Consider the following 23,965-nt stretch of genomic DNA (forward strand, 5'->3'; position numbering starts at 1 on the left):
CTTTCATTTGCAGTGATATTTCGCCGAAGAGGAACAATGAAAGCCGTTAATTTGCGGTTTTTGGAGTATATATGGACGCAATTATTAATTTTTATTCCACACATCAGATTATCATCATGGATACTCTGAAAAACTTGCTGCTTGCAGTCATGGTGCTCGTCTTATCCATCGTGATTTCTAAGCTAATACGCAAAGCTGTCTTTGCTAGTATCATGAAAATCAGCAACAGTGATGAAATCGTGTCACGCCTATTTTCGAAAGTGACCTCGTATGCCATTTATTTAATCGCGATTGTGATCATTTTGGATTTGTTTGGGGTGAACACAACGAGTTTAGTGGCATTGGTCGGTGCGACAGGTTTAGCGATTGGTTTAGCGTTGAAAGACACCCTAAGTAATATCGCTGCAGGGATTATGCTGTTGATCCTTAAGCCGATCAAAAAGGGCGAATTCGTTGAGTTTAGCGGTTTGTCTGGCAGCGTAAAAGATATCGGTTTGTTTACGACGATTCTGGAAACCGGCGATGGTTTATTTATTTCTAGTCCAAACCGGATTGTATGGGGCGCGACGATTAAAAACTACAGCCGTAACAGCCGTCGCCGTATGGATATTACGGTCGGCATTTCTTATGATGATTCAATTGAAGTGGGGCTCAATGTGCTCAAGGAGTTGGCCTTAAGCCACGAAGCAGTATTACAAGATCCCGCACCTAAGGTACTCGTGCAGATGTTGGCTGATAGCTCAGTGAATCTTCAGTTACGTGCATGGTGCCCGATTGATACCTACTGGGATACATACTGGAGTATTCAACGTCAAATTAAGCCTAAGATCGAAGAGGCGGGGTTAAGTATTCCTTATCCACAGCGTGATCTACACCTTACGGTGACTAATAAAGATGGGATGCCATCATTGTAAGAACACGCTAATTAAGCCTTAAATGAAAGCGCCACTTCGTTTTGAAGTGGCGCTTTTTGTTGAAGAACAGTCATCAGCTTTGTGGCGAGTTTGTTGGCGGCGCTGATGACAATGGCTGCTGAGCAGTGTCTTGAGTGGTTTGAGGTGTAGATTTTTCCTCTTCATCCGATGGGCCATCTGTCACACGCATGGCACAGAATGCAATCACAAAATACGCAAATGTAAGCGCAATGGCGGTGTAGAAGTAATCTTGTTGCATGGTTTTTAATGCTTCACCACTCGGTGCTAAGCACACTAAACGCACGGCTAAAACGACCATAAAGATTAAGATGGCACCAGCACCGACCAGTAATACCTTGGCGATATTTGCCGTATGAGCATCTGATGGATCTTCCTCTTCATCGTCACTGTTCGCGTTTTCTGCAAGGCGTTTTTGCTCAAAATTAATCAATACTTGTTCTTTCTCTTCTTGACGAGTTTCATGTGTAGGCCACGAGTCTTTTGCGCCCATGAGGCTTGCAGCAATAGGATATAGAATTAAGGCGATTAAATATTCGGGCAAGAATATGTAGTAAAAGCTGATTGCGTTAGTCACAACCATCGTAACTGCAAAGGCTAGAGCAATCCCCCACACTAAAAGGGCGGCAAGGTTGAGTTTTTGCCCCAAATAGCGTGACCAGTAGCGAGTTAATCCAAGTTTGGGGAGTAGGTAATGTTCTGCAATGGTGATTGCGCCAACTGGACTGAGCAAAATAGCGCCATAAACAGTTAACGGCATCACCGATTGTGCAACGAATGGGAAACAAGCTGCAACAGCAATGACAATGCCGATAATCGCTGTGACTTTACTGCGTGTCATGGATGGCATCAGTGCACTTGCAGCAAGGCCTGCACGGTATAAACAGGCATTCGCGGTGGTCCAGCCTGCGCAGATAACCGCCAGTAACCCCACATAACCGAGAGTGGCGAATGCAACATCAGCGGAGTCGAGATTAATGAGTGACTTACCGACTAATACCGCTGCACCTGCGCCCATTAGACCAGATGAAATCCAGCCAATATAGTGACCTAGGAACATACCAATACTCGAAAATACCCCATACCATTTACGATGTGCAAAACGGAAGGTCGCCATATCGATAAGACCTAAATGCACCATTGCACCATTTGCCCAAGCAAAGGCGGCCACTTCCCAAGTTGATATACCGGGATTGCCTTCTGGTGTTGTTCCAGTCCAGATAGAGTCACGAGCAACAGAAAGAAAATCGGAAAAACTCGATACTTCTGTGCTGCCATGAACATGCATCGCTAAGGTCGGAAGTGCGATGGCTGCACCGCAGATAAAGCAGGTGAGCATCCAAGGTGAGCAGATAGTGGCAAAGTTCGCCATTGCCTCAAAACCTCGCGCAGCAACAATCACCACAACGGCACTGAGCAAGAGGGTGACGATAATAAAGGCAATCGACGTTGGGTAGGCTTCTAATTGCACTGGCAAATCGAGAGCAAAGCGCACAGCATAAGCTGAGACGGTAATCATGGCGGCTGCGAGTGAACCATAGAAGAGCAGAATGGCACTGTTATAAATTTTGCTGAAGTGCGATCCAGTGATTTGTTCTAAATAACTAAACAGAGATCGCCGGGTTTCAACGGCAATGGGGGTTGTCACAATCATCCAACTGGCAACGGCAAGTAGATTACCAATTAAAAGGCCTAGTAACAGTTCCTTAGTTCCGACCCCCATGGTGACAAAGGTGACACCAATGACAAATTCAGTGGCAGCGATATGCTCTCCGCCAAATAAACCAGCGAAGTAACGCCAGCCCTTAACATGACGAGCTGCTGGGGGAATCGCGTTGCGCAGATAGCGACGCTTATGTTTGGGTAATTGTGGACCAGGTTGGTGATGTATTCGTTGTTGCTGACTCATTGATGCAGACTCCAAAAAAATGAGGTCGTAGCGTTCTACCTGCTATTCGTAATAGACGGAAGAGCTGGGTATTAAGTTAGGTACGTAGATACCGATGCGATACGACAAATCCTACTTTTATCGGGGTGCTGCTTCGGAAAGCTTAGAGGCTTTTCTCGTTACAGCTGATTACATATCAATCATAGACTTATTCAAAATAAGACATCTTTTTTAACATATCAATAGATATAAAGTTAAAAAGGAGCGTTGCCAGTTAACAAAAAAATTCATTATGAACAGTATCTTTGTGATGAGGACTGCATAAATATAGCAGAGCACGGACTATTTGTGAGACTGAGTCACGACCCAAGATAATGTCACTATACTGTCATTATCTCATTGTAGGGTGTGCCCGAAACAAGTTGTGGCATTGTACTAAACGCAATGCATTAGTCGTTTTTGGTGAAGGACGTTATGGCTAGAAAAATAGCAGATGCTGATAAAGAAATTATAAAATTACTCCAAAATCAGGGCTTAATAAGACAAGAAGCAGAAGCAGTATTAAAACGTGAAGTGTACCAACTAAGACCAGATGAAATTGCGATGGTCAAAAATTACGCCACCCACTTTGGTATTGCGAATCAAGATAAGTATATTCAGGAAATTTTGGAATTACGGCGCGAATTATTGTTAACTCGATTAGAGCCATAGATGACGCAAGCCGCAACCATTTAAATAGTTGAGGCTTGCTGATTTCTTATGCGTGACACTTCGCAGTTATATCAAGCTGTTTGTTATCTGCACTGGTCTGAATACCATATAGGCCGAGTAGAGAATGAAATAAATTATCGTGGGAGAGATTCTGAGTTGTCGCTAAGTTCTCTAAACACGATTTATTAATGTGTTTTTGCTGCGCATAGTTTTGTGGTATCCACACTAGCCATGGAACATGAGTCTGCTCAACAGGCGCGATTGAATATGGAGTGCCGTGCAAGTACAGGCCATTTTCGCCAAGCGATTCTCCGTGATCGGAAATGTAGGTCATCATCACATTGTACTGTTTAGAGGCTTGTTTCAGTTGTTCAATAACTTGCGATAGCACGTAGTCGGTATAAACCAACGTATTGTCATAGACGTTCTTAATCTCTTTATCGCTGCAATTTTCTATATCGCTACGGTCACATGCCGGTTGGAAAGGGGCATGACTTTTCGGGTAACGTTGCCAGTAGGTGGGGCCGTGACTACCAATAGTATGTAACACCAGTAATTTGTTTTTCGTGTCTTTGTTGATGAAGGTTTGTGCTTTTTTCAGCATGACCTCATCAAAACAAGTACTGCCGTTGCAATCGACATCTTTTAAAGAACCATCAATTCTCTGGTGAGGAAGATTATCCGCAACGCCTTTTGAACCCCCATCATTATCAAACCACATCAGTTCTACGCCAGCATGATTCATTACATTGAGTACGTTATCTTGGCTTCTGGCGCGTTCTTTATCGTAATTATCTCGGTTTAGGTTGGAGAACATACAAGGAACGGAAAGAGCTGTGTAGGTTCCGCATGATGACACATGTTTAAAAGAGATTAGCCCCATATCTTTGGTATAAGGATCGGTGTTACGTTGATAACCGTTTTGCGCAAAGTTCATCGCACGAGCAGTCTCACCAAGCACAACCACCATTAATGTCGGCTTACCATTGGCACTAGGCATTAACTTCGCATCTTCACCTTGGGGCTTATAAGGGTAGGTTTTGGCAAAATACGTTTTATCAAAGTAACGGACACCATTATAAATATGAGCAGGAATGATCATTTTATTCAGATATTTATTGTTACGTCCTACGGATGCGTAATTTTTGTAGTTGGTCGCCGCAATTAACAGGATTCCGACGATAGCAAGAACAACCAAGCCAACACGTGTGATGGCCGCTTTTTTCCATGAAGACTGAGGTTTGATTTTCACTAAAAAAACCAGAACGGTGGGGATAAGCCCCAGTATCAACATATAGCCAACAGAAGCGCTATTGAGATAAAACGCAGCTTCAGAGCTGTTAGTCTCAAATATACTTTCCATCATGGAACTATCAAATAATGTATGAAAGCTCATTTGGGCGTAAAGCGCTGCTGCCGACGTCAAAATCACGAACGCCATAAAGGGTTTAAAAAAGTATGGGATTGCAAAGACAGAAAAAATAATTGTAAAGCAAAAAATTAGGAACAGCGGCGCGGTGTAAGGGAACGACACGTCACTAACACTATGGCTTAATTCGAAAATTTTTTTTATCACCGGGTAATTCATTACCGTGCCAAAATAGAGTGCGAGGAGCACGATGAGCGATGGCATAGTCAGAGATATTCTTGGAATGCGAGTAACATTGATGTTCATCTATGTCATAACCTTTTTGATACTAGACAAGTTGAACTCAGTGTATTGAGCAAACCTTAAGATTGACTTAATACTTAGGGGACTTTCCCGTTATTTTAGTTGATTCGCTATCCTCAAGCGGCAGGTCTTTTTCGCCATTAAAAAAGGGCATGAGAATGCAGACTCATGCCCAACGCTTTTGTTCACCATGGCATAGATGAAATAGAAGCTTTAATTGGGGGCGACGTGGTCGTGTTGAGCGGATTCAGATCTTTTTCGCTCGCAATCGGCTCGGAAAAAGAGGAAACGGTTTGTGATTGAGTGGTGTCTTGTTTCACTCGCACAATATGATTTAAGACCAATTTAGGATCGAACGCTGCGATATCTGAAACAGTTAAACCGCGAGAACCGAGTAGACCATAGGTGGCAGGATCTGTATGTGAATAGAGCCCGATACAGGTTGCGCCAGCGCTATCCGCAAGATGCAAAGGCCCAGTATCGCAACTGATAAAACCGTCGACATGATAAAAAAATGCACTGAGTTCTCGAAGATCGGTTGAACGACAGTGACAGATATCGCCTTCTAATGGCTGACTAATTTCAGGGCCAAGTATTTCGACCCATGTGATCGGGTGAGCAGAAGTGCGATTGCAGCGTTCAATGATGGTTAGCCATTGCTCATCACTTAGACGTTTTTCTCCTCTAGCGCCGCGAAAAAACGCGATACAAAGTGATGATTTATCGACAATTGCAGCGCGAACGGATAACCCCAGTTCTAGTTCATTATCATTTAAGCCAAGGTGGTGATCTAGTGGGCAAAGAGGGATAGACCACATTTGAGCTAATAAACTCAATGGTTGCAAGGCTGCGTGACGATACAGAGTACTTTTGGGATACGTGTGCGTAAAACCGAATTGATAATGGCGGTGTTTAAAGGAGACTTTATTTACAGAACGGATAAACGCACATGTGAATGCATCTTGCGCAGATCCACATGGCATCAAGCACAAATCAAAACTTTGTTTTTTTAAACTCAATAGTTGGCGTAGAGATCTGAATGCACTACGAAATTTAAGATGAGTAAAGTAAAAATTATCCACTCCACAGTCTTGAAGCAGATCCTGTTGCCACTCATTTTTGCTTACTAAAGTAATGTTCGCCTCTGGCAATATTTCTCTGAGTTGTTTGAGAAATGGAATCAAAAAAACAGTATTTCCCAAACGGCTATTGTTTCTGACCACAACGACGCTTTTTACTGCAGCAGGTTTGATCAACATGGCGTGAGAAGGTTGAGCAAAAAAATAGCTCGTCATCTTACTTAATAGCGATAGCATCGTCTTTTTTCGTTGCTTATCAAAGCGACGTAACACGGTTTTAAAAGTCAAAAATGAGTCGAGGTTTAATTTATACATACTGCAAGCTCTTTGCTATGTGTCTAAGGCATCGATATTAGATACTGAGAGTTAAGATTTACTTAAGAGAGTGATCAAATGAAAATTTTTGGTCGATTTCCTAGTATTTAATAAACGCTATGATTATTAAGAGTTTCTTAAGTAATACTGTGTAATTTATCCATCCATCTTCGCTTAGCAGAGCGTGAACAATATTGAGCATAAAATTAAGGGTTGCTCGTAATGAAACCAGGAAATACAGGGATTAAACGAGTCGTAAAAGCGGCGTATTTTTCTTATTTAGGAATAAAAGCTGCTTGGGTACATGAAGCGGCATTTCGTCAGGAGTCTCTGGCGTTTGTGGTGTGCACTATTATTGCGTTGATGACGAATGAATCAGTGACGTATAAGATCTTGATGGTTGGTGTTATGGTCTTGGTGTTGATCGTTGAATTACTGAACTCAGCAGTTGAAGCGGCTATCGATAGAATAGGACCTGAGCATCATGAGTTAAGCGGTCGTGCGAAAGATTTAGGTTCAGCTGCGGTGTTGATATCCATTTTATTCGCGATGGGTGTTTGGGGAGCGATTTTACTGGCGTAAAACTATCAATGTAACGCTCAAGTATGATTGAGCGTTAGTTTGACGTCATTTAATGTGGATCATTTGATAAATGGACGCGAGTGTCTTTTTCAGCTCTTCTTTAAGTTGCGTTTGATAACATGGATTACATTGAGTTTGTGCAATTAAATAGAGCAATTGAACGTAATCTTCATAAAGTTCAATGAGTGTTTGTTGGGTTTTACCATTGCGTTTCTGACAAGCAGAATCGATATCACTTGCATCAATTTTATATACCATATCAGGTACATAGCCGTTAGTAATATGTAAAACAATCTTACGGCTTAAGCTCGGATAGTCTTTGGCTACTTTTGGTAGTGCGATGTTTTGCATGATTCCCATCTTTGTCTCCCAACTACGCTTTCCATTGTTATGGATATCAACTTCAACTGAGTATGAGCTTAACGCCTTATTCTTAAGGTTTACTTAAATTTCGTTACTGCGGGCAACTTTTTGCTCGGTATGCATGGCATTATAGAGATATTTGCACATTTTCAGAGTAAAGATATGTATCTAAATATGTAAGCTTATTGATGCAAGGAGATATTAGGCACTTGCGCCGATGTTAACGGAATCTTATAAATGATATTGCAATTGTATGACTTTGTTTTCTATCATTTACTTATTCTATGTTTGGTGCCTAAATGGTGATCAAACTACATGTATATTTTCAACGTAGAATGACTCTATCTTTAAATCAGAGCTGTGCCTAAGAGCAAATACATTCTCGCAGCAACAGCCGCTTAAGGTCATTTGGGTATAGATACACATTAAATAGGATAAACAATGAAAAAATGGGCAATGTTGTTAATTGCAACAGTCACACTTGCTGGTTGTGAAGCCACCCAGCGGCAGAATGCAACAACAGGTGAAAATGAGACAAACTCTACCACTAAAGGTGCCGTGGTTGGCGCTGTTGTGGGTGCATTAACAGGCTTAGCAACGGGCGGTAATGCGACGGAACGTCGTCAGCACGCGTTAATCGGTGCAACTGGTGGTGCTGCAGTTGGCGCTGGCGTCGGTTACTACTTTGATCGTCAAGAAGCCCAATTGCGCAAATCTTTACTTGATTCAGGTGTTCAAGTTCAACGTGTCAACGATAGCCAGATTAAATTGGTCATGCAAAATGGTATTGGCTTTAATAGTGACTCTTACCACTTAGATTCAAGTATTTATAAATCATTGAACGGTGTAGCTAAAGTGTTAGTGGAGTATCCGAAAACCCGCTTGCGAATTAATGGTTATACCGATAGCACTGGCAGCCAATCTTATAACCAATCTTTATCTGAGCGTCGTGCAAATTCGGTCCGTGAATACCTGATTAATCAAAATGTTTCGCCTCAGCGTATCGGTATTTATGGTCATGGTGAGAATGCACCGTTATGCAGTAATGCTACAGCTCAAGGGCGAAAGTGTAATCGTCGAGTTGAAATTCAAATCACGCCAAATCAATAAATTTATGATGAGCACGCCCACGAACTTTGTATTCGTGGGCAAACGATCGTTGTCACCATGGATAATGAGGTGATAACAGAGAGTAACATGCTAAAAGACACCTAGAGAAAGTGGTGTTGCGCGCACTGACCAGTTGGACACTTAAGTAGTAACTCATAACCCATTTCGAAGTTAATGTTTTCAATACGAGCGAGTAGTCGTTGCAATTTAGGTAATGTCATATCCGAACGATGAGGAAAATTAGGAATAGCGTCTGATTTTAGCAACTTAAAAAAGTCATACTCTAAATCGGTTTCGTCATATTCACCCGACTGGCATTTCCTACAAATAGTTTGTTTATTTTTGGATGTAATGACTTCTAGCATTAAGAGTGTTGCGAACTTCTCACGAGCCTTTTCTACAGATGAGCTTTTTTTTCGCAAAGATATCATAGCGGACTCCTTAGCCAGTGGAGACCATTATGATCAATAAACATTATTTTCATGATATTACCGACGTTGTTTGTTCTCTACTATTCCTCATGGTTATAAATCACGAGTGATATAGAAAACAGATTGTTATATGTTTGGCTTTTTGATTGACTCTAAACATAGAGATATTTATGAAATCTAAGCCATATTGGAGTGTTTTATACGGTAACACAAAAATAATTCTGAAACAGTCAATATTGAGTGGTGATGGGACAAAAAATGTCTGGTCGGATCATGTTTTAGCAAATATTAATACAATGATTGTGTGGCTTATTAAGGTCTAAGGGACAATAATGCACAACAAAAATGGCCTATTCAAAACAGAATAGGCCATTTTTTGTCCGGGATGTCACTGATAAATGAGTCTGCTATGGTTTATTGGCTCTAGGTTCACTCATTAGACCTTTAATGAGTGACACGGTGGCGACCAACAATACAATCGTAAATGGAAAACCAGTGGCAACAGCCATCGATTGAGCAGCTGCTAGCCCCCCTCCGAGCATTAAGGCAATGGCGACCAAACCTTCAAACGTACACCAGAAAACTCGTTGTGGAGTTGGCGCATCCACTTTACCACCTGCAGCAATCGTATCGATAACCAAAGACCCTGAGTCTGAAGAGGTGATAAAGAACACCACTACCAAAACAATACCGACAAAAGATGTGATGGCATGCCAAGGCATGACCTCTAGCATTGAGAACAGTTTCAATGATAGCTCTGCGTTTTTGACCGCATCATAGCCATCATTGACATACTGGCTAATTGCTGTACCACCAAATGCAGTCATCCAGAACACACACACAATGGATGGGACGATCAATACGCAAGTAATAAACTCACGGACAGTACGGCCACGGGAAACTCGAGCGATAAACATGCCCACAAATGGTGACCATGAAATCCACCATGCCCAATAGAAGGCCGTCCACCCTTGCGAATAGTTAACGTCTTGACGCTCAAATGGCATCGATAGTGCAGGAATATATTCAACATAGTTAACGATATTGTTAACAAAGCCACTTAAAATGTCCCAGGTCGGGCCGACAATGACAATAAACATCAGCAACACTGCAGCCAAGAGCATGTTAACTTCAGACAGCAGTTTGACCCCACTGTCTAAGCCCGCTAATACTGAGGTGAGGGCCATGGCGGTGATACAAATGATAAGTACTATTTTGGTGGTATCGGTTAATGGGATATCAAATAAGAAGTTCAATCCAGTCGCCGCTTGCGAGGCGCCATAACCCAGTGAAGTTGCGAGCCCAAATACGGTCGCGACTACGGCTAAAATATCAATAATGTGACCAGTCCAGCCCCAAACCCTTTCACCAAACAGCGGGTAGAAAACCGAACGCATCGTAAGTGGCAGCCCTTTGTTAAAGGAGAATATTGCCAAGCCTAACGCTAATAATGCATAGATTGCCCACGGGTGTAATGCCCAATGGTAGATGGTTGCAGCCATGCCTAATGCTTCCGCTGCTTTGGTGTCGCCCAATGCTCCACCTAAAGGAGCCCAATCGGTTCGGACGCCATTTTCTACCGTTGTTCCGGCTAAGGCAGTGCTAAAGTGAGACATGGGTTCAGACACACCAAAGAACACCAATCCAATCCCCATCCCTGCAGCAAACAGCATGGCTAGCCAACCTGAATAGGAATAATCAGGAGTAGCATCGGTGCCACCAATGCGGACGCTTCCGAGCGGCGAGACAATCAGGCCTAAACAGACAATGACAAAAATGTTACCCGATAAAAGGAAGAACCAATCTAAGTGAGTGACTAACCAACCTTTTAGTGATGTAAAAATAGGTTCGACTTGCTCGCGAAATATCAATGTGGCAAACACGAAAATAACGATAGCAAGTCCTGAAATAGCAAAGACGCGGTTATGAATATCAAGCCCAAAGGGGCCAACAGACACCACCACATTATCTTGTCCCACGGTGTAATCGGTATCGATAGGGTTTGCTTTCCCACTTGGTTCTGGGATGCCACCATTATCGTTATTATCACTACTCATGAATTATTGCCCCTCTAAACAAATAATTAACAGAATTAAGAGTAGATGAGGACTCACTGTTTTTGTATTTTTTATACTGTAACGATGAACGAAATTGAGAAACTAGTTAGTTTGATCGAAAAATTTATGCAAATGATATCGAACAATATTTGGGCGTGGTCTAGGATTACTCTACCAAGTGGTACTTAAAAATAAGCCACAGATATCCCAATGACCTCAACAAATAGCACCTTGAGGTTACTTGGTTATACATTAACAAGGTCAGTTATCTATTGTTAGTCGCTTGAATTAAGCATGGAGACTGGACCTGTTTATGAATGAGCCTTTAGCAAACGGTATTGTTACATTGTCAGGTTTTTCTGCAGTAATGAACCCTGTCGGTGTCGAGTTTGACGGTAAAACTTGGGTGAGACGCGTATTATCAAGCGTTTTTAGTAACTTAGAACAACCTAGTTACTGTATCATTATCGACCGAACCGCTTCATTTAAAACCCTGTTGATTGATCAAATTAATCAACTCACCCAGTTTATTGTCCGCTTGCAGCAAAACGCGCAACAAAATAAAACGGCTGATCGCTATTTGCAAGAAAACACCGATTACCTAATAGGGTTATTGGTGTGTCATTTTGGTCTCGACTTTCTGCCCCATCCACACACGGATCTTAATGGTCTTAACATCAATTTAGAGCAATTACTGACTCAAGTGCACAGCAGTGCGGAACAAAGCCAAGATAAAGAGTGGTGTGAACGGATACAGGTGGTTTTTCGCTTGAGTTCGGGACAAGAAAGTCTCAAGCAGTATGTGTTGTTACCTGCCGATAATGCCTCGCAAGTTATCCAACGCTCTCTATTAACATACCAGCGCTATTTAGGGAAAGTGCAGCACTTCTGTCCGGTCTGTAATTTAATGTCGCAAATTCATTTTTTAATTGAAAGTCTCGACATGAAATCTGGACAGAAAAGCGTGACGGATGAACAGGTGAGAGACACGATTGAAATTATTATTGCGGTGATCATGATTGTTTCAGATTCCTTGCCTCGCTTTGAGCAACTTGACCATGCGATACGTTTGACCGTCAATTTAGATTGGATCGGGCAAAAAGTGGATGAGTTAATCGCTGAAGATGCGTTTGATTATCGAGCTAAACACGCTCGTTTTATGGCATATCTCCATAATGAGAATTGAGAATAAATTACTCCAAAGTAGCATGGGGCAATGCCACGAAGATGACTACATTGGAGAGCAGTTTAACGTTAGTGTTCAGCGTGAAAACTTAGAATTAAGAGTTTATATGTCGGTCATTTCACTTTATGTTGGGCCAGTAGGATAGCAGTTGTATGACAACACGATATCAATCTAGACGACTATTTAAAGCACGAATGGCGACTTACTTCGTGTATATAGTATTGGTCGCACTGTCTACTATCTTAGCCTATCAGGTGATGAGAAAAGATATTGAACGCCAAGTTAAACATAATATCAGTAATATTATTCAGCACATTGATTCCGTATTAGAACACGTAGATGAAGCCGCTCGTTATATCGGCCATTATTCGAACGTTCCCTGTTCTGGTGTACAAAGAATGATGACGATTAGAACGTTAAGCATTCCTAGTGGACTTTCGATGGAAGTAAAATGGAAAGATGGCTATTGCAACACTATTGATGGATTCAGCACGTTTCCTATCCACCCACAAAATACCGCGTCTTTGTTTGTCGATAAAGGCTTTATATCGACCAAAGCGCTCTATTATCGCATTGGAGATACGACTGCCGAACTCAATATCTATTACGTGTTAGACCAGCTCCAAATTCAACCAGACTATGTTCATTTTCATCTCGTAGCCGATGGGTTGGAATTACCTGCGAGTGATTTGGGGCAGGAAGGTATTGTTGATGGGATTAGTGTCAGATCCTCTTCTTATTCCTATGCCATCCATACCGATTATCAATGGACATTAATGATTTCGACCATAGCAACTGAGCTACTGCTAACGCTGCTGTTTTCAATCCTTGTGCCAGCCTTGATCTGTTATCAATTTTATAAATTTATTAGTCAGCCCAAATATCTGGCAAGAGAGTTACGCCATGCGATCAAACTAGGGCAACTCAAAGCCTATGTTCAACCTGTTGTGACTCATGATGGTAAGTTGAAAGGGGGCGAGGTGTTAGTTCGGTGGCATCATCCTAAAAAGGGGGTGATTGGCCCGTACGAATTTATTGATTTGCTGGAAAAAGCCCAATTAGCCTCAGGGTTATGTCATTCGTTATTTTCACAAGTGAGTGAACAGCTTAAAGGTTGTCTTGAACATATTGCGAATCCTTTGCATTTGTCATTTAACTTGTGTGGTCAGCAATTATTAAATCGCCGTATTGTTGATGACGCCCTGAGTTTTTATCGTGAGGTGCATAACCCTAACATTAAGCTTATTTTAGAGCTGACTGAGCGTGAACAGATTTTTGAAGATGAAAGAGTTAGAGATATCTATAACGATTTATACCGAGCGGGAGTTCGTTTTTCGATTGATGACTTTGGTACAGGTCACTCTAGTTTGATTTATTTGCAAATGTTTAAAATCAGTTATATCAAAATTGATAAACAATTTATCGATTTAATCGGCAAAGATACAACGTCAAATAATATCGTTAACAACTTGCTCGATTTATCTCGACGTTTAGAAATTCCCACCATTGCTGAGGGCATCGAGAACCAACAACAGAAAGAATACTTAGAAAAAAATGGCGTGGATTATTATCAGGGCTATTTGTTCAGTAAACCCATTGTCTTGAATGAATTTATTCAACAGTGGCTGTTAAACAGTGATAAAAAGTTTGTCTCTGAGCCTTAGATCTATTTTGTTGATCAGTAATTGCGATGTAGGTGGAGAATTACCGTCTACACTAATTAAACACCCTTCGGCATCGGTGTTGCTTTAAGCGCGACCTTTGGGTGGTACATCGAAAAATGTTAAGTACTTACGAGGCTCTCTTTATTATCAATTAGCTGGGATTTATTAACATATTTAGGGAGCGTCGATTTATTTTATTGATCATGCAGGAGTTATATGGAAGGCATCTCTGCAACTCAGTTTAAGTCAGCTGGTTCATTCTATTCCCGGTATCGTTTGGCATTGATCGTCTTTCTGGTAGGAATAATCGCTACTATTGTTGTTGATCAACTAATTATGTCTTCTAATCAAAACCACATTAAAGAATCGGTTGATGAGAAATTTGATCAGTTATATGCATCAGTCTCCGAACGCTTTAGCTTGTATCGCTATGGTTTGATGGAAGCACGCACTGCTATTTTGTCTGGTGGTGGTGTGGATGTAACGCGTGCAGAAATAAATCAGTTTGGTACCACATTAAACCTTGATGAATTTTTCCCTGGAGCGAGGGGGTTTGGCTTTATTCGACGAGTACCTCGCAATGAGGTAAAAGCATTTCTAGCGAAAGCAAAATCAGACGGTAAACCCAATTTCAAAATCAATCAATATGCTCCTAATTTTGGTGATTCGTATATTGTGCAATATATGGAACCTGAGTTTTATGAGGTGAATTCTGAAGCAATTGGTTTTGATATTGCGTCGGAGCCCAAACGGCGTAAAACGGCCAATAAAGCACTGATCGAAGGGAAAACGCAAATCACACCGCCGATCCGTCTTATTACTAACCCAGGTGGGCAAATTGATTCTCTACTCATTCTACTGCCACTTTATAAAGGTGGGGTGATTCCATTAAACAAAGAGCAGCGTTTAGAGAAAGGGTTTGGTTGGATTAGCGCGCCATTGAACTTGTCTAACGTGTTGCAAGATATCATCCCCCATCCAGAAAAGTTGATATTTTCGATTACTGACGTTACTGAGGCGCCCGATGCCGAGCCTTTTTACAGTAATAGTAAGGGGAAAGGCGATTATCGTCAGGAGCAAGAGTTAGACATAATGGGCAGAAACTGGCGTTTGGAGTTGTCGGTTACACCCGCCTATATTTCCAGCTTACACCTTCACTCTCCTGCCGCGACTTTAAGTATCGGGTTGTCAATGAGTATTCTCTTAGCATTAGTCGTTGGCATGTTCACCACTCAGCGAGCTAATCGTTCTCGTCTTATCCATGAGCAAACAAAATTACATGCCATCGTAGAAAGCTCAGCCGATGGCATTATTGGCAAAACATTGGAGGGGAGAATTATTAGCTGGAACGCAGGAGCAGAAAAGATATTTGGTTATAAGCGAGAAGAGGCCATAGGGAGACTGCTAAAAGAGTTAGTGATACCTGAACGGTTGCAATATGAAGAAGATGATATTTTAAGTCGGATCACTAACGGTGAAACCATCGCTGCTTTTGAAAGTATTCGACATCGTAAGGATGGCGCTGAATTTCCTGTTTCTGCCACGGTATCTCCAATTTTGAACTTTAAGGGGGAAGTCGTTGGTGCCGCAAAAACCGTGCGTGATATCTCAATGCAAAAGGCGGCTGAAAACAAAATTCGCGAGCTCAATGCCAACCTAGAACAGCAAGTTGCCCAACGCACCGCAGAGTTAGAAGAGCTCAATGTCTTACTGTCTAATGTTCTTTCTGCCGCCTACGAATACGCGATTGTGGCTACTGATACGACCGGTCTGATTAAGCTTTTTAATCATGGCGCAGAGTTGATGTTGGGGCTGAAAGCAGAAGAGGTTGTTGATAAGGAATACCCAGTCATCTTCCATGATATAGAAGAGGTGAAAGAACGAGGTGAAGAATTGTCGCGTATTCATGGTCGTCCGATTGAAGGCATCGATGTCTTTTTAACCAAGGCAAAAGAGAATCGGTCGGAATCCTCGGAATGGACCTACATCGATTCTAATGGGCACCGATTCCCGATTAATTTGGTTGTCAGCGCTATGCGTGATAATCAAGGAGATATTGTCGGTTATTTGGGGATCGCTGCGGATATTACTGAGCAGAAGAAAGCCGAACAGGCATTAAAGGATGCGAAAGAGTCTGCAGATGCGGCGAACCAAGCAAAATCTATGTTTTTGGCCAATATGAGCCATGAAATTCGCACCCCGATGAATGCGGTCCTGGGTATGCTGCAACTCTTACTCAAAACGTCATTGAGCCAAAAACAGTATGATTTTGCGTCAAAAGCCAAAATTGCTGCTACCTCTTTGCTTAGTCTACTTAACGATATTCTTGACTATTCAAAAATTGAATCTGGCAAACTTGAGTTAGACCCACATCCCTTTAATTTTAATGGATTAATGGAACATCTGGCTGTGGTGATGTCTGGAAATTTGCGAGACAAATCCATTGAACTTTTGTTCGATTTAGATGAAACCGTACCGTATCACCTCATTGGTGATGAATTACGATTACAACAGGTTTTGCTCAATTTAATTAGTAATGCGATTAAATTTACTGACGTGGGTGAAGTTGTTGTTAACACGCGGTTACACGCCTACCAAAATGGTCAAGCAACGATTCGAATTGGGATTCGTGATAGTGGTATTGGTATTAGCCCTGAACAGCAACAGAAAATTTTTGAAGGGTTTACGCAAGCAGAAGCGTCAATCACTCGGCGTTATGGCGGTACAGGCCTTGGCCTGGTTATTTGTCGGCGCTTATTAGATCTAATGGGAGCAGACTTAAAATTAGAAAGTCGTTTGGGTGAGGGGAGTGAGTTCTACTTTACCGTGACACTTCCTGTTAATAACAACATACATTGGCAACCTGAGTTGTTTGAAAATGCACCGAAGATTTTGGTCGTCGATGATAATGAGGTCGCCAGAATGATGGCAGCGGATACGCTGGTTCGGCTAGGCGCGAGGGTGGAGTCTGCCACGTCGGGTAAAGAGACGTTTGATGCGATTAAGCGTGCGGTACAGAAAAACGATCCTTTTGCGTGTGTATTGCTGGATTGGTTAATGCCTGATTTGAATGGCGTTGATGTTGCTAAACATATTCATGCTTTTATGGAGCCTCATCCACCAAAGATTATATTGATTAGTGCGGCGAGTCAGGGGGATTTGCCTGTTGTAGAAGAAGGGACTCCATTTAATTTGGTGTTGTCAAAACCGGTAACGCCACATCAGCTGTTTAATAGCGTGCTTGATGTATTAGAAAATCGCGCTCTTGCAAGTGCTGATATAGAATCTGAAGAGCATGATGAGCCATTGCCGCTATCCGGATTGAACATCTTATTGGTGGAAGACAATACGTTTAATCAAGAAGTTGCGACTGAATTACTCGAAAGTGCTGGTGCACAAGTGTATTTGGCAGAGGATGGTAAAAAAGGCATCGATATCTTATTTGCCAATCACCGCCATTTTGATCTGGTGTTGATGGACATGCAAATGCCCAATATGGATGGATTAACGGCAACTCGAAAAATTCGTGAACGTGAGGAATATCAGCAATTGCCTATAGTGGCGATGACTGCGAATGTGAGCCCGGAAGATCGTGAAGCTTGTTTCAACGCGGGTATGAATGATCATTTGGGTAAACCACTTGATTTCACCACAGTGATTCATGTAATTGCAAAAAATATTGGCCTGCAGAGTGAGAAAATGACAAAAGTTTCTCATGGCGGGAGTTCAATTGATGCGGTGATCCAGAGATTTGGTGGAAATGAAGCGCTGTATCGCTCTATTTTAAACCGATTTATGGAATCATTTGATGACTTGGTGGTTGAGTTACAGGATCAGATAGAGCATCGCCAATGGCAGCAAGTGATGGCGAGTTTACATACTATAAAAGGTTCGGCAGGAACCGCGGGATTAGACAAACTGTATCGATCTATCATCGATATAGAAAAGCAAGCGAAACAGTTAGATTTAGACCAGAATGGAACGGCACTGTTTAAAGTGGGTTTTGCGGATTCTCTCCTCAAGATGGCTCGAGATGAACATTCGATGTTGGCGGCATTACTTGGTGATGAACAAGAACAACGAGACACTCATGAAGAAGAAGCGTTGGATGTGGCCCTATTATTGGATGAATTAGAAAATAATTTGGCAATGAACAATATGAATGCTCTATCTTTAGTTGATACGCTCAGTCAACAGTACCCGAATAATAAGCATATCAGTGCGCTACACAAGGCGGTTGATGATTTAGATTTTGTGCAAGCACAGGCTTATATTGGGCCGGTAAGGGAGAGTTTATGAAACGTCTCGAGTTTCTCGAACAATTTAGGCGCGATAAGCGCAGACCGGTTTTGTTGATCGTTGATGATCAGCCCATCAACATTAGAGCGCTAAACGAAATATTTAAAGATGAGTTCGATGTGGTTATGGCCACCAGTGGCGGACAAGCCATTGAGCAAGCAAGGGCGCAGCAACCAGATATTATCTTACTCGATATCGTAATGCCTGAAATGGACGGCTATGAGGTCTGTCGGTTACTCAATCAAGATCCATTAACTCTGGATATTCCAATTATATTTGTGACGGCCGAAACGGAAGATAACGTCGAGGCTCATGGCTTTGAAGTGGGGGCGGTGGATTTCATTACCAAACCTTTTAACCCACTGATTGTGCGAGCTCGAGTCATGACCCACCTGACGCTTAAGCTGCAAATGGACATCATGCGAGATATGGTATTGATTGATGGCCTAACGGGCTTAGCCAATCGGCGCCGTTTCGATCAGGCATTAAAAGGTGATTGGAACCTATGTCAAAGAGAGCATAAGCCGCTTGCTTTGCTGATGGTGGATGTTGATTATTTCAAACGTTATAACGATACCTATGGGCATATTGCTGGGGACGAATGTCTGAAATTGGTAGGAAAAGCGTTGCAGTCATCAGTGCGTCGCACGTCAGATATTTGTTGTCGTTACGGCGGCGAAGAATTTTGCTGCCTATTGCCATTTACTGATGAAGAAGGGGCAACTATCTGCGCGAATAATATTTTACAAGCAGTCCGAGATTTGAATATTGAACATGAATCTTCCGACGCTGCCAAGGTGGTTACAGTGAGTATCGGACAAGCGTTTGTCGTGCCTAGTGCTGCCATAACCGCAGAACAATTACTCTTGTATGCCGATCAAGCGCTATATGTCAGTAAGCAACATGGTCGTAATCGCACGTCGATATTTTGTGAAACGGAAACGAAAGATAATTAAGCGCGGTTATTGACGAAATATTCTGCGATTGAACATTCCAATTAGCATTTTTACCTAGATATTACCTTCTACAGTCCCTTATTTGCTAAGTTTATTGGGTAAGTATGAATAAGGACTAGCCCGGTGAAAACTCCACTATTGATTGTATCGATGCTATTTGCTCAACCAAGTGGTGCGAATCAAACTCCGATCGATCAACTTCACTTCCAAGATGCAAAGCTCGAACAGTGCGTATCTTATATGGCGAAAGAGGCACATGTCAGCAGTGCTGATCAATTAGAATATCTCCAATGCGCATTTAAAGGTGCATTGTCATTAAAAGGTATCCAACAGTTACCCGCATTAAAATCTCTCGTGCTAAGTGGTGGTGAAATTAAGGACTTAGGCGCTATCAATCGAATCACTAGCTTGCGGGATATGCTATTGAATGATGTCTATGTAAGTAATTTTTCATCGTTGAATAATAAAGATCTCGATGTAGTACTTAGCCGAGTCTCTACGCGAAATTGGCAACAGCTTAGCCGCGTTCATGTGAGTACTATTTCAATCAAGTCTCCAGGTCAATGCAATCAATATAAGTCACTCGCAAATAACGAAAAAGTAGTGCTTGCACCACGAGGCACAAGTGATAAAAGAATTTCAGTTGGTATGCAACAGGTATATAACGGCAGTAAAAATGTCTTTATCTCTCTCGATTGTGATTCTAATGATTTGAATTAAGATCAAAGAATAAAGTTGCATATTTTTTCGACGCCCGCTAGATTGAGATATTGAAAAGTTGGTTTGCACACATCGTGCTGCACTCAAGGAAACGTTGTGACTTACTAGGAAGACGAGTCACTATTGATGGATCATGAGGTAACACCATGGCAAAGACGGTTTTACTGGCAGGTGCCACAGGCTATTTAGGCAGCTATGTAGCAAGAGAGCTACAAGAGCGTAACTTTCAACTTAGGGCATTAGTTCGCGATGTAGAAAAACTTCAGCAGAAGGGACTGAATCCTGATCAACTTTACGTGGGAGAAGTCACTGAGCTGAATACCATCAGTGGGTGTTGTGATGGCGTTGATACGGTAATCTCCACCATTGGCATTACTCGCCAAAATGATGGCTTAAGCTATATGGATGTAGACTTTCAAGCCAATTTAAATTTATTGCAGGAAGCAAAAAGAAGTGGGGTGCGTAAATTTATTTATGTTTCCGTGCTTGATGGAGATAAGTTGCGCAAAGTATCGGTATGCGCAGCCAAAGAAAAGTTTGTTGATGAACTGAAAAACTCGGGACTAGAGTATTCAGTGATTCGCCCGAACGGATTGTTTTGTGATTTAGATGATCTTTATCATATGGCGGAAAATGGCCGGGTGTTTTTGTTTGATGGCGGTCAGTTAAAGTCTAACCCAATCCATGGTGCCGATATGGCGCAAATTTGTGTCGATGCCATAGATGCGCCTCGCATGCATATTACTGCTGGTGGCCCGGATCAAATGACCCATAAAGAGATCGCTGAATTGGCGTTTAAATACGCAGGTAAAGAGCCACGTATTACTTATATTCCAAGCTGGTCTCGTGGCATGTTATTGGGAATGTCACGCTTTTTTACCAGTCGCTCCACATATGGTCCATTGGAGTTTTTTATGACGGTCATGTCTAGAGACATGTTAGCACCACCGAAAGGGCAACACCGCTTAGAAGAATACTATCGACATATGCATCATAGTCAGCCCAGCAAATAGATCGAATAGGTAGCCGAGCTTAAGCTCGGCTTTTTTCTATACGCTAACCACTGATTTGAGATACGTCTTTAGCCGTGTTAGCCTAAATTGTCACCATATGAGGAGGTTTAATATGCATCCACATAGTTTAGTGGCCGGGAAAGTGACCCACCGTATTGACTGGACTGAAAACGAATTTTCACTGACAATTCAAGCGCCTGTGGCCCCATATATTGCAGGGCAGTTCACCAAACTGGGTTTATGTAATCAGCAAGGAGAGTGGGTTCGTCGCGCCTACTCAATCGTCAATCCTCCCTCTCGCCCTCATCCTTCTACTGCGCAAGTGGAATTCTTAATTATTACCGTTCCTGACGGTGAACTATCCAATAAACTGTATGGACTTAATATTGGCGACACGGTTTATGTCGGTGAAAAGCCGTCTGGATTTATGACAGCAGAAGAAATCCGTCCAGACGCTCAAGAGCTATGGTTGATAGCAACAGGGACTGGAATTGGCCCTTACTTAGCCATGCTAGAGGATCATTTAATGCCGTATCAAAACATCGTGTTAGTTCATGCAGTGCGTAAGCAAAAAGAATTGGTTTATCGCGATCATATTCATCAGTTGCAGGAACGTTATGCGGGGCGTTTACACTACATACCCATTGTCTCACGAGAAAAAGTAGACGGAGCTTTAAGCGGCCGCATTCCCGCACTCATTGAATCTGGTGTTCTAGAAACAACGGCCGGGTTAACTATCGAAGGGGACAAAAGCTTTATTTATTTGTGCGGTAACCCTGACATGATCCGTGACACCAACCGAGTGTTAAAGAATAGAGGTTTGCGTAAGCATTTACGTCGCAAACCTGGTCATTTTAGTTACGAAAATTATTGGTAGTGAGTGAGTCATTTAAAAAGAGAGCGTGAGATGAATCTGATTGGGTCGACCAGTTGCGCTTCTTGAACGCTGTTCGTCGATTAGGCTCTGACCTCTGTATCTTGAGGTCACTTATGTATATACTTGATTTACCGATAGTAATGAAAAATAAGGAGGCGTTCTGTATGTTATTGTGGACTCGTAAAATTAATCCACACTTTTATGGCACTAAATGCCGCTCAAGAGTTTGTAATATCGCGCTGCGATAATCTCAGCTTGAGCGAAAATGTCATGATCATTTAGCCTATTTCGTCTAGAAATTGGCCCATAGAGTTCCTTTCCCTCGAGCTCAGAGAATTATTGTCAGCAAATGACAACGGGCGCTTACGCCTAAAATTCTTGAGTTTATTATGAGTACCTATTTAACCACCCAACAATTAACTGTTTGTTATTCCCATGCTCCGCTGTTTAATGATCTTTGCGTCACTATCTCGCAAGGAGAAAAGATTGGTCTAATTGGCCATAATGGTTGCGGTAAAAGTACCTTGATCAAAGTATTAAGTGGTCGCCAAGAAGCAACTCTAGGTCAGGTTTCAGTGTCACAACGTTGCTTATTGGGATATGTAGAACAATCTTTACCTGCAAACCTTCTACAAAGTACAGTATTAGAAGCGTTACAAGAACGTTTATTAGCGACTGACCACTGGCAAGCTGAGTGTCTATTAGCGGATTTAGGTTTTGCCGAAGCCGAGTATCAACGTACTGTAAACCAACTTAGCGGTGGACAGCAAATACGTTTACTACTGGCAAGGGCTGTGATTACAAAGCCAGATTTATTGTTACTTGATGAACCAAGTAACCATTTAGATCTTCCCTCGATGTTGTGGTTAGAATCATTTTTATCCCAATGGAAGGGCAGTTTTGTCTTGGTTTCACACGACGATGTGTTGCTAGACAAGGTGACTAATTCCACTTGGATTATGCGTGATTCCTCGCTGTATTATTATGATTTACCCTGCTCACAAGCAAGAGAGCAGTTAGCTGCCAAGGATTGCGCGGACGAACAACGTTTTGCTAGTGAACAGAAAGAAATTGAGCGCCTTGATCAAAGTGCAAAACGGTTGGCTCAATGGGGTAAAACCTACGATAACGAAGACTTAGCTCGAAAAGCAAAAACCATGCAACGGCGTAAAACGCGTTTAATCGAGCAGCAAACTGAGTTAAGTGATGGTACGCCGTGGATATTATCGTTAAAAGGTAGTGCTTTGCCCGCGAATCGTTTAGTTGAATTTTCTACGTGGAATGTTTGTGCTGAGCAGAGCTGTATTCCACTGTTTATCGCTCCTTTTATGCAGGTTAAAAGTGGTGATCGGATTGCTATCATGGGCGCAAATGGTTGCGGAAAATCAACGCTATTACGTCATTTATATCAGCACTATCAACAACCCATGATTGATGAGATCAGCCTGCATAACCAATGTCGAATTGGTTATTATGATCAATCGTTACAGCAAGTAAATAGTGAGGCGTCATTAAATAACGCTCTACGACCATTTACTAATGTCAGTGATGATGTTCGTAAGCAAGCGCTGATTAATGCTGGTTTTACTTATGAACGACACCAGCAAATGGTCAGTGAATTAAGTGGCGGTGAGCGAGCGAGATTGTTGTTTACAGGATTGTCGTTGGCTCAATATCATCTTCTTATGCTTGATGAACCGACTAACCACCTTGATTTAGAGGGTAAAGAACAACTTGCCGATACCTTATTGCATTTTGCCGGTGGTGTTTTGTTGGTCAGTCATGATCGCCGACTCATTGAAACCTGTTGTACTCGGTTCTGGGTTATTGTTGATAACAAGTTATGTGAATATTTAGACGTTAACGAAGCTTATTCCCACCTAGATACAGCGGTTAAAGCGTCCAGTAAGCCTAGTGAATCGCATGACAACATAAATCAGCCTGACCATGAACTCGTTGATGAAGAAGCACTTCTGGTACGTTTAGTTGAATTAGAACAGCGATTAGCCGATGACTTAAAACGGAAACCACGTCATCAAAAAGTGCGAAACCAGCAACGCTGGCAAGAAGAAATTGAACAAATCGTCAATAAAATCCTTTAAACTAGCGC

18 protein-coding genes are annotated in these 23,965 nt (G+C 42.1%); 12 read left to right on the top strand and 6 right to left on the bottom strand.

Going from position 1 to position 23,965, the window contains the following annotated elements; genetic code table 11:
• The first annotated feature begins 71 nt into the window (after positions 1-71).
• Entirely contained in the window at positions 72-914 is an 843-nt protein-coding gene (locus F9817_RS17150) for a mechanosensitive ion channel family protein (protein WP_161157384.1), read from the top strand.
• 73 nt (positions 915-987) lie between these two features.
• On the opposite strand, the gene F9817_RS17155 is transcribed toward F9817_RS17150, so the two are convergent.
• Positions 988-2,841 carry a purine-cytosine permease family protein gene (locus F9817_RS17155; protein ID WP_161157385.1) on the bottom strand — a complete coding sequence of 618 codons (1,854 nt, stop codon included), beginning with the start codon at positions 2,839-2,841 and terminating at the stop codon, positions 988-990.
• Positions 2,842-3,294: 453 nt separating this feature from the next.
• Here F9817_RS17155 and F9817_RS17160 point away from each other — a divergent pair, with 453 nt between their 5' ends.
• A complete protein-coding gene (locus F9817_RS17160; RefSeq protein WP_161157386.1) occupies positions 3,295-3,531 on the top strand; it encodes a hypothetical protein in 237 nt (78 codons plus the stop codon).
• Positions 3,532-3,577: 46 nt separating this feature from the next.
• On the opposite strand, the gene F9817_RS17165 is transcribed toward F9817_RS17160, so the two are convergent.
• Both F9817_RS17165 and F9817_RS17170 read right to left on the bottom strand, forming a co-directional pair.
• Complete coding sequence (locus F9817_RS17165; RefSeq protein WP_161157408.1) at positions 3,578-5,164, bottom strand: phosphoethanolamine transferase; 1,587 nt, start codon at positions 5,162-5,164, stop codon at positions 3,578-3,580.
• A 224-nt stretch (positions 5,165-5,388) separates the two neighbouring features.
• Positions 5,389-6,597, bottom strand: coding sequence for a glycosyltransferase family 9 protein (locus tag F9817_RS17170; RefSeq protein WP_161157387.1), 1,209 nt, complete (start codon positions 6,595-6,597; stop codon positions 5,389-5,391).
• Between the two features lie 222 nt (positions 6,598-6,819).
• Between F9817_RS17170 and F9817_RS17175 the strand changes: the two genes are divergently transcribed.
• Positions 6,820-7,179: a diacylglycerol kinase gene (locus F9817_RS17175; RefSeq protein WP_161157388.1), complete on the top strand. Its 360-nt coding sequence runs from the start codon at positions 6,820-6,822 to the stop codon at positions 7,177-7,179.
• Between the two features lie 45 nt (positions 7,180-7,224).
• Here F9817_RS17175 and F9817_RS17180 read toward each other — a convergent pair whose 3' ends face one another.
• Positions 7,225-7,539, bottom strand: a complete 315-nt coding sequence (locus tag F9817_RS17180) for a hypothetical protein (RefSeq protein ID WP_161157389.1) — start codon at positions 7,537-7,539, stop codon at positions 7,225-7,227.
• Between the two features lie 444 nt (positions 7,540-7,983).
• Here F9817_RS17180 and F9817_RS17185 point away from each other — a divergent pair, with 444 nt between their 5' ends.
• Positions 7,984-8,652 (top strand): YiaD family glycine zipper/OmpA-like lipoprotein, encoded by a 669-nt coding sequence (locus F9817_RS17185; RefSeq protein ID WP_161157390.1) that lies wholly within the window; start codon positions 7,984-7,986, stop codon positions 8,650-8,652.
• A 101-nt stretch (positions 8,653-8,753) separates the two neighbouring features.
• Here F9817_RS17185 and F9817_RS17190 read toward each other — a convergent pair whose 3' ends face one another.
• Positions 8,754-9,083: a hypothetical protein gene (locus F9817_RS17190; RefSeq protein WP_161157391.1), complete on the bottom strand. Its 330-nt coding sequence runs from the start codon at positions 9,081-9,083 to the stop codon at positions 8,754-8,756.
• A 407-nt stretch (positions 9,084-9,490) separates the two neighbouring features.
• Positions 9,491-11,140 carry a BCCT family transporter gene (locus F9817_RS17195; RefSeq protein ID WP_161157392.1) on the bottom strand — a complete coding sequence of 550 codons (1,650 nt, stop codon included), beginning with the start codon at positions 11,138-11,140 and terminating at the stop codon, positions 9,491-9,493.
• A gap of 313 nt (positions 11,141-11,453) precedes the next feature.
• Between F9817_RS17195 and F9817_RS17200 the strand changes: the two genes are divergently transcribed.
• The 8 genes from F9817_RS17200 to F9817_RS17235 all read left to right on the top strand — a co-directional run bounded on the left by F9817_RS17200 (position 11,454) and on the right by F9817_RS17235 (position 23,957).
• Complete coding sequence (locus F9817_RS17200; protein WP_161157393.1) at positions 11,454-12,326, top strand: hypothetical protein; 873 nt, start codon at positions 11,454-11,456, stop codon at positions 12,324-12,326.
• Positions 12,327-12,478: 152 nt separating this feature from the next.
• The gene (locus tag F9817_RS17205; RefSeq protein WP_161157394.1) at positions 12,479-13,990 is read left to right on the top strand and encodes an EAL domain-containing protein; all 1,512 of its coding nucleotides are present in this window, start codon (positions 12,479-12,481) and stop codon (positions 13,988-13,990) included.
• 216 nt (positions 13,991-14,206) lie between these two features.
• Positions 14,207-18,289: a PAS domain S-box protein gene (locus F9817_RS17210; RefSeq protein WP_161157395.1), complete on the top strand. Its 4,083-nt coding sequence runs from the start codon at positions 14,207-14,209 to the stop codon at positions 18,287-18,289.
• On the top strand, positions 18,286-19,245 hold the full coding sequence (locus F9817_RS17215; protein WP_161157396.1) for a diguanylate cyclase domain-containing protein: 960 nt from the start codon (positions 18,286-18,288) through the stop codon (positions 19,243-19,245). The genes F9817_RS17210 and F9817_RS17215 overlap by 4 nt, the downstream gene beginning before the upstream one ends.
• Before the next feature lie 123 nt (positions 19,246-19,368).
• Entirely contained in the window at positions 19,369-19,965 is a 597-nt protein-coding gene (locus tag F9817_RS17220; protein ID WP_161157397.1) for a hypothetical protein, read from the top strand.
• A gap of 146 nt (positions 19,966-20,111) precedes the next feature.
• Positions 20,112-20,978 carry an SDR family oxidoreductase gene (locus F9817_RS17225; protein WP_161157398.1) on the top strand — a complete coding sequence of 289 codons (867 nt, stop codon included), beginning with the start codon at positions 20,112-20,114 and terminating at the stop codon, positions 20,976-20,978.
• Between the two features lie 112 nt (positions 20,979-21,090).
• Positions 21,091-21,855, top strand: a complete 765-nt coding sequence (locus tag F9817_RS17230) for a ferredoxin--NADP reductase (RefSeq protein ID WP_161157399.1) — start codon at positions 21,091-21,093, stop codon at positions 21,853-21,855.
• A 389-nt stretch (positions 21,856-22,244) separates the two neighbouring features.
• On the top strand, positions 22,245-23,957 hold the full coding sequence (locus F9817_RS17235) for an ABC-F family ATP-binding cassette domain-containing protein (RefSeq protein WP_161157400.1): 1,713 nt from the start codon (positions 22,245-22,247) through the stop codon (positions 23,955-23,957).
• The last annotated feature ends 8 nt before the right edge of the window (positions 23,958-23,965 follow it).

It is taken from the genome of Vibrio eleionomae (assembly GCF_009874545.1).
Taxonomy (GTDB): domain Bacteria; phylum Pseudomonadota; class Gammaproteobacteria; order Enterobacterales; family Vibrionaceae; genus Vibrio; species Vibrio nitrifigilis.